This window comes from Sphingomonas sp. UYAg733 (assembly GCF_054057355.1).
In genome coordinates this window covers 37,842-44,516 of record NZ_JBSRZE010000025.1, presented here as the reverse complement: position 1 = coordinate 44,516, position 6,675 = coordinate 37,842, and the positions used below count along the sequence as shown (strand labels likewise).

Annotated in this window: 6 protein-coding genes; 1 reads left to right on the top strand and 5 read right to left on the bottom strand. The window is 65.1% G+C overall.

Going from position 1 to position 6,675, the window contains the following annotated elements; genetic code table 11:
• Positions 1-48: 48 nt before the first annotated feature.
• Complete coding sequence (locus ACVWZA_RS21245; RefSeq protein ID WP_457313439.1) at positions 49-1,230, top strand: ABC transporter permease; 1,182 nt, start codon at positions 49-51, stop codon at positions 1,228-1,230.
• A gap of 7 nt (positions 1,231-1,237) precedes the next feature.
• Here ACVWZA_RS21245 and ACVWZA_RS21240 read toward each other — a convergent pair whose 3' ends face one another.
• The 5 genes from ACVWZA_RS21240 to ACVWZA_RS21220 form a co-directional block, all read right to left on the bottom strand.
• Positions 1,238-1,825, bottom strand: a complete 588-nt coding sequence (locus tag ACVWZA_RS21240; protein ID WP_457313438.1) for a nucleotidyltransferase family protein — start codon at positions 1,823-1,825, stop codon at positions 1,238-1,240.
• A gap of 20 nt (positions 1,826-1,845) precedes the next feature.
• Complete coding sequence (locus ACVWZA_RS21235; protein ID WP_457313437.1) at positions 1,846-2,769, bottom strand: XdhC family protein; 924 nt, start codon at positions 2,767-2,769, stop codon at positions 1,846-1,848.
• Positions 2,770-2,897: 128 nt separating this feature from the next.
• Positions 2,898-5,102: a molybdopterin cofactor-binding domain-containing protein gene (locus ACVWZA_RS21230; protein WP_457313436.1), complete on the bottom strand. Its 2,205-nt coding sequence runs from the start codon at positions 5,100-5,102 to the stop codon at positions 2,898-2,900.
• Positions 5,099-6,091 (bottom strand): FAD binding domain-containing protein, encoded by a 993-nt coding sequence (locus ACVWZA_RS21225; protein ID WP_457313435.1) that lies wholly within the window; start codon positions 6,089-6,091, stop codon positions 5,099-5,101. The genes ACVWZA_RS21230 and ACVWZA_RS21225 overlap by 4 nt, the downstream gene beginning before the upstream one ends.
• Entirely contained in the window at positions 6,088-6,600 is a 513-nt protein-coding gene (locus ACVWZA_RS21220) for a 2Fe-2S iron-sulfur cluster-binding protein (protein WP_457313434.1), read from the bottom strand. The genes ACVWZA_RS21225 and ACVWZA_RS21220 overlap by 4 nt, the downstream gene beginning before the upstream one ends.
• Between the last annotated feature and the right edge of the window lie 75 nt (positions 6,601-6,675).

Here is a 6,675-nt window from a genome sequence, read left to right as displayed (position 1 = left end):
CAACACAGCAGGCGAACATAGATGACCCGGAAGGTGGTCCCCGTTTAGGTGCCGATTACCGGGTCAGGTGGTCCCCAATCTCACGCCGAAACACACGGCATCATCATCGGCGTCGCGGCGGTGGTAACGATGGTCACGCTCGGTCAGGCGACGACCGCTGCGGTGCAGAAACAGATTGCCGCGCTCGGCACCAACATCCTGCAGATCCGGCCCGGCCAGGGGTTCGGTCGTGGCGGCGGCGGGCCGCGTCCGCCCGACTTCGATCAGCGCGATGTGGAGGCGATCACGCGCCAGATCGCCGGCGTCACCGCCGTCGCTCCACAAGCGCAATCGACCGCCACGGCGATCTATGAAGGCGCCAACTGGTCGACCACGATCAACGGCACGACCTCGGCCTATTTTCAGGTCCAACCCTGGCCGCTTACTACGGGCCGGCTGTTCACCCCGGCGGAGGAGCAAGCGGGCAAGTCGGTGTGCATCATCGGTACCACGGTGCAAACCAACCTGTTTCGCGGCGGTCGCAGCGTCGGGCGGCGCATTCGGCTCGGCGGCATCTCGTGCGATGTGATCGGCGTGCTCTCGACGCGTGGCCAGGCCGGTTTTGGCGGCGATCAGGACGATGTCGTGATCATGCCGATCAAGACCGTGCAGCGCCGCTTCACCGGCACCCAGGACATCCGCCTGATGCTGGTCGGAGTCGATCAGGCCTATTCGACCGCCACGGTCCAGGCCGCGATCACCGACCTGCTGCGCGAACGCCGCAACATCAAGGGGTCGAAGGATGACGACTTCAACATTTTCGATACCAAGCAGATATCCGATACGCTAACCGGGACGACCACCCTGCTCACCGGGATCGTCACCGCAGTCGCGGCGATCAGCCTGATTGTGGGCGGGATCGGCATCATGAACATCATGCTGGTGTCGGTGACCGAGCGCACGCGGGAGATCGGCATCCGCCTCGCGATCGGCGCGGTTGCGGGCGAGGTGTTGCTGCAATTCCTGGTCGAAGCGGTTGCGCTATCGATGATGGGTGGGCTGATCGGCCTGGTCGTTGCGCAGGTCGCGGTCGTGTCGCTCGCCCCGGTGATGAAGGTCGACTGGATCTTCGTGCCGCAGATCAACCTGATCGCGTTCGGCATCTCGGCGGTGATCGGCGTGGTGTTCGGTTATTTCCCGGCACGGCGCGCGGCGGCGCTCAATCCGATCGACGCATTACGTCACGAATAGCGGGGGTTCACGAATAAGGACGGACGAGCGCGCGTAGCCGCTCCAGGTCTTCCGGTGTGTCGATATCGATCAACTCGTTGACCGGGGCGACGACATGTTTGCCGGCGCGCACCATCTCGCGTGCGCCGTAATCGCCCTGCAGGGCCAGCAATGCCTCGCACTGGTCGATGCCGAATACAGCTGGCGGCCGAGGATATCTGCCGTCGCTCGATGCGACCACTGCATCGCGGCCATCGGCCACCTCGAGCAGGCTGTGGATCAGCGATGCTGTAACGCGCGGCATGTCGGCGAGTGCGAACAGCACCGCGTCAGGATCCAGCGCGCGCGCCGCCGCCACGCCGAGGCGGATCGAGCTCGACAAATTGCCGTTTGGCGCGTCGTTGGGGATGACCCGGTAGCCGCGCGACGCGAAGTCTAGCTTGGTGTGGCTGGTCACCGCAATCCGCCCCAGGAACGGCATGGCCTCCAATGCGGTGACGACGTGGAAGGCAAGCGGTTTGTGCAGGAATTGCTGCTCCAGCTTGTCCTTGTCGCCAAACCGCACCGACCGGCCGGCGGCGAGCAGGATCAGGACGGTACGGTTGACGGGGATCATCCAAGCTCTCCTATGCTGGCCTAACGCCGTGGCGCGTTGAAGGCTCCGACCATTGCGGCGGCGATCGACAGGGCGATCTCGGTCGGCCCGATCGCGCCGATATCAAGGCCCACCGGCGCGTCGATCCGATCCAGATCATCCTGGCCCAACCCGGTCGCCGCCAGCCGTTCGCGCCGCGCCGCATGGCTGCGCCGCGAGCCGAGCGCGCCGATATAGGCGGCGTTGGTCGCCAGCGCCGCGATCAGCGCGGGGTCGTCGATCTTGGTGTCGTGGCTCAGCGTCACCACGGCGGTCGACCGGCCGGGCGCATAAGCGGTCACCGCCTCGTCCGGCCAGCGGTCGTCGAGCGTCACGCCGGGGAAGCGTTCCCCGGTCAGGAAACGCGCACGTGGATCGATCACGACCGTATCGATGCCCAGTTCGCGTGCCAGCCCCGCCAGCGCCTGCGCGATCTGCACCGCGCCGACGATCAGCAGGCGGCGTGGCGGATCATAGCGATTGACGAACGCCGCACCCTCGATCTCGCGCAGCGAACTCGCGCCGCTGTCGAGGTCGGTCACGACGTTCAGCGCCGCGCCCGCATCGCGCGCCTCGGCGATGCGGTCGAACAGTTCGGGATCGAACCCGGTCGCCGATACCGGTTGCACCATCACCGCGATCTGCCCGCCACAGGGCAGCCCGACTTCCCAAGCGGCCGCGTCTTCGACGCCATAATGCTTCACCACGAATGGCGCGCCCGCGATCACCTCGGCGGCGATGGCAAGAATATCGCTTTCAACACAGCCGCCAGACACCGATCCTTCGAACCGGCCATCGGCATGGACCAGCATCTGACTGCCCCTGGGGCGTGGCGCGGAGCCCCAGGTCGAGACCACGGTGGCCAGCGCCATCGGCGCGCCTTTCCAGGCGCTGGCAGCGGTCAGGACGGAATCGTTATCGGCCATCAGCTATTTCTCATTTCATTCACTAACATCCGTTCGTTTCGAGCGAAGTTGAGAAACCGACCAAGGCTCTCCGGGCATGTTTCTCGACTTCGCTCGAAACGAACGGGGAGAGCGCGTCACGCGTAAAATCAAACTGGCGGCAACCCTGCCAATATCTTGTCCAGCGTCATCGGAAACTCGCGCACCCGTACGCCACAGGCATTGTAGATCGCATTGGTCACCGCGGCGCCCGCGCCCGAAATGGTCAGCTCGCCAAGGCCCTTCACGCCGATCGGATTGGCATGATGATCGATATCCTCGATGAAATGCACGTCGAGATGCGGTACATCGGCATGGACCGGCACATGATATTCGCCGAGATCGTGATTGACGAACTGACCATGGCGTTTGTCGAGCACGGCGTGCTCCATCAGCGCATAACCGATGCCCCAGATCATCCCGCCGATCGCCTGGCTGCGCGCGGTCTTGGCGTTGAGAATGCGGCCCGCCTCGAACACACCGAGCATGCGCCGTACGCGCACCTCCCCGGTCACCGCGTTGACGCCGACCTCGGCGAACTGCGCGCCGTGCGCCGCCTGGCTGAACTTGCGCGCATTGCTGCCCTGGCTGATCTTGCCGGTGGCGACGATCGGCGCATCACCGACCAGTTCGTCGAGCGGCACGCGGCGATTGCCGGCGATGGCGTGGCCATCCTTCAGCGTCATGTCTTCGGGCCTGGCTTTCATCCGCCCGGCCAGTTCGGCGACGATGTCCTCGCATGCCAGCGCGACCGACGATCCCGCGCTTGCCGCGCCGAACGATCCGCCCGAGCCGGAGCCCGGCGGCAGGTCGGTGTCGCCGAGTCTCACGTCGACGAGGTGGATCGGCAGGCCGAGCGATTCGCCGGCAATCTGCGACAGGATCGTGTAGGTGCCGGTGCCGATATCGGTCATGTCGGTTTCGACCGTCGCCCGGCCATCGGTGCCCAGCGTCACGCGCGCCTCGGAATCGACCAGCAGGTTGATGCGCACCGCCGCCGCCACACCCATGCCGACCAGCCATTCGCCGTCGCGTACCGACCCGGGCGTCGCCTCTCGCCGTGTCCAACCGAAGCGCTTCGCGCCCTCGTCGAGGCAATCCACGAGCCGCCTGGTCGAGAAGGGGGCGCCGGTCGTCGGATCGACGTCGGGTTCGTTGAGCTTGCGGAAATCGATCGGGTCGCGGCCAAGCTGTTCGGCGATCTCGTCGATCGCGGTTTCCAGCGCGAGCATGCCGACCGCCTCGCCCGGCGCCCGCACCGCACCCGCCTGCACCATGTCGAGCGTGACCACCTTATGGCTGAAGTGCCGCGTCGCCGCCGCATAAAGCGGGATCGTGCCGAGCGCGACCGGCTCCATGAAGCCGCCATCTGGCCCCTGGCTGACCACGCTGTCATGGCCGATCGCGGTCAGGCGGCCATCGGCTCCGGCGGCGAGGCGGATGCGCTGATGAGTGTCGGTACGGCGATAGACGTTATGGAACAGCTGGGCGCGCGCCATCGCGATCTTGACTGGTCGGCCGAGGCGCTGCGACGCGATTGCCGCCATCACGGCTTCGGGCCCAAGCATCTTTCCGCCGAATCCGCCGCCGATATAGGGCGAGATGATGCGGACATCGGCGGGCGCGATGCCGACCGACTTGGCCAGTACCAGCTTGGCGACATTGAGGATCTGCAGGCTCGAATAAAGCGTCAGCTTGCCGTCGCCCCACGTCGCGATCGAGGCATGCGGTTCCATCGCGGCATGGACCTGGTTCGGCGTGGTGTAGAACTGATCCACGGTGACGTCGGCCGCCGCCATCGCCGCGTCGATATCGCCCTTTGCCACGTCCTGCAGCCGTGAATCCTTCGGCGGCCCGCTTGCTTTGGCAACATCGGCCATCGTGTCGAACCGGCCGTCCTCGGTCGCGATCTCGACTCGCACTGCGCGGGCGGCGGCGCGTGCCGTCTCGAAGCTCGTCGCGATCGCCGCGCCGAGCACCTGGTCGAAATGATCGACCGCTTCGTTGCCGCTGGCCGCCGGGCCGAAGCTTGCCGCCTGACGCGGGATGCGCTGATCGTCGACAATGATCTCGATCACGCCGGGCATCGCCCGCGCCGCATCGATATCGAAGCCGATCACCTTGCCCTTGGCGACCGGCGCGGTGATCAAATAACCATAAGCCACATTTTCGAGCTGATGTTCATAACCATAGGTCGCCGCGCCCATGACCTTGAGCACACCCTCGACGCGGTCGATGCCCTTGCCGAGCACGCCCTGCACACCGCGATCCATCGCCAGGCCGGCATGGTCGGCATCCATCTTGAATACGGTCATCGCGGCTCCCCCGGAACAGCCGTCAGGTCGCGCAGGCAGGCAATGAGCAGGCGGCGCGTCAGCGGAATCTTGAAGTCGTTCGATCCGAAACCTCGCGCATCGATCAACAACGCGTCCGCTGCCGCCTCGAACGCCGCAGTGGACGGCGGCTGGCCGACCAGGGCCGCCTCGACCGCCGCATCGCGCCAGGGCATCGGCCCCAGCCCGCCAAAGGCAAGCGCGGCTCCGGAAATCTTGCCGTTCTCGACCGATATGATGCCGGCCAGCGACACCAGCGCAAAGGCGTAGGACGCCCGGTCGCGCACCTTGCGATAGAGTTGCGCGCCGCTAGGCGGTGGCGGCAGGGCGACATGCGTAATCAACTCGCCGGGTTCGAGCGCCGTCTCGATCTGCGGTGTGTCGCCTGGCAGGCGATAAAAGTCGCCGATCGCGATCCTGCGCCGATCCCCATCGGGCTTCAGCGTCACGATCGTCGCGTCGAGCACGCGCATCGCCACCGCCATGTCGCTCGCATGAGTCGCGATGCATTGGTCGCTCGCACCGAGTATCGCGAGGATCCGGTTGAAGCCGCCGATCGCCGAGCAGCCTGATCCGGGCTCGCGCTTGTTGCAGGCCATCGCGGTGTCGTAGAAATAATAACACCGTGTCCGCTGCAACAGGTTGCCGCCGGTCGTTGCCTTGTTGCGCAATTGCCCCGAGGCGCCGGCCAGCAGCGCGCGGCTCAGCACCGGGTAACCCTGGATGATCCGCGGGTCGGCGGCGAGGTCGTTGTTCGGCACCAGTGCGCCGATCGACAGCCCGCCGTCCGCAGTTTCCTCGATGCCGGCCAGGTCGAGCCGGGAAATATCGATGAGCTTGTCGGGCGTCTCGATCTGCAGCTTCATCAGGTCGAGCAAATTGGTGCCGCCAGCGATGAACTTTGTGCCTGCGCGGGTATTGGCGACCGCGGCTTCGGGGCTGTCCGCCTTGGCATATTGGAACGTCTTCATGCGTCCGATCCCGCCACTTCTCTTATCGCATCGACGATGTTGGGATAAGCCGAGCAGCGGCAGATATTGCCGCTCATCCGTTCCGATATTTCCGCGTCGGTCAGTTCGATATCGGTCAGGTCGCTGCTGACATGGCTCGGCCAGCCCTTGCTGACTTCGTCGAGCATCGCCACCGCCGAACATATCTGCCCCGGCGTGCAATAACCGCATTGATAACCGTCATGGCGTATGAAAGCCGACTGCATCGGATGCAGGGCGTCGGCGCTGCCCCCGCCTTCGCCACTGAGTCCTTCGATCGTCAATATGTCATCTTCCTGGTGCATCACCGCAAGCGTGAGACAGGAATTGATCCGCCGTCCGTTGACGATCACCGTGCATGCGCCACACTGGCCATGGTCACAGCCCTTTTTTGTGCCGGTCAGGCCGAGATGCTCGCGCAGCAGGTCGAGCAGCGAGGCGCGGATATCCGGCTCGGCGGTGTGGGCCTTGCCGTTGATAGTGAAATGCATGGGAATCGCGCCTTGTTCGAAGTCAGGGTAACGCGTGTGATGAAATCGGTATCCAGGATCGGTAGCGCAATGAAA

What these genes read in the sequence shown, in the direction of transcription:
- ACVWZA_RS21230 (WP_457313436.1), bottom strand. Translation starts at nt 5,102, where the DNA reads ATGACCGTATTCAAGATGGATGCCGACCATGCCGGCCTGGCGATGGAT.
- ACVWZA_RS21220 (WP_457313434.1), bottom strand. Translation starts at nt 6,600, where the DNA reads ATGCATTTCACTATCAACGGCAAGGCCCACACCGCCGAGCCGGATATC.
- ACVWZA_RS21240 (WP_457313438.1), bottom strand. Translation starts at nt 1,825, where the DNA reads ATGATCCCCGTCAACCGTACCGTCCTGATCCTGCTCGCCGCCGGCCGG.
- ACVWZA_RS21235 (WP_457313437.1), bottom strand. Translation starts at nt 2,769, where the DNA reads ATGGCCGATAACGATTCCGTCCTGACCGCTGCCAGCGCCTGGAAAGGC.
- ACVWZA_RS21225 (WP_457313435.1), bottom strand. Translation starts at nt 6,091, where the DNA reads ATGAAGACGTTCCAATATGCCAAGGCGGACAGCCCCGAAGCCGCGGTC.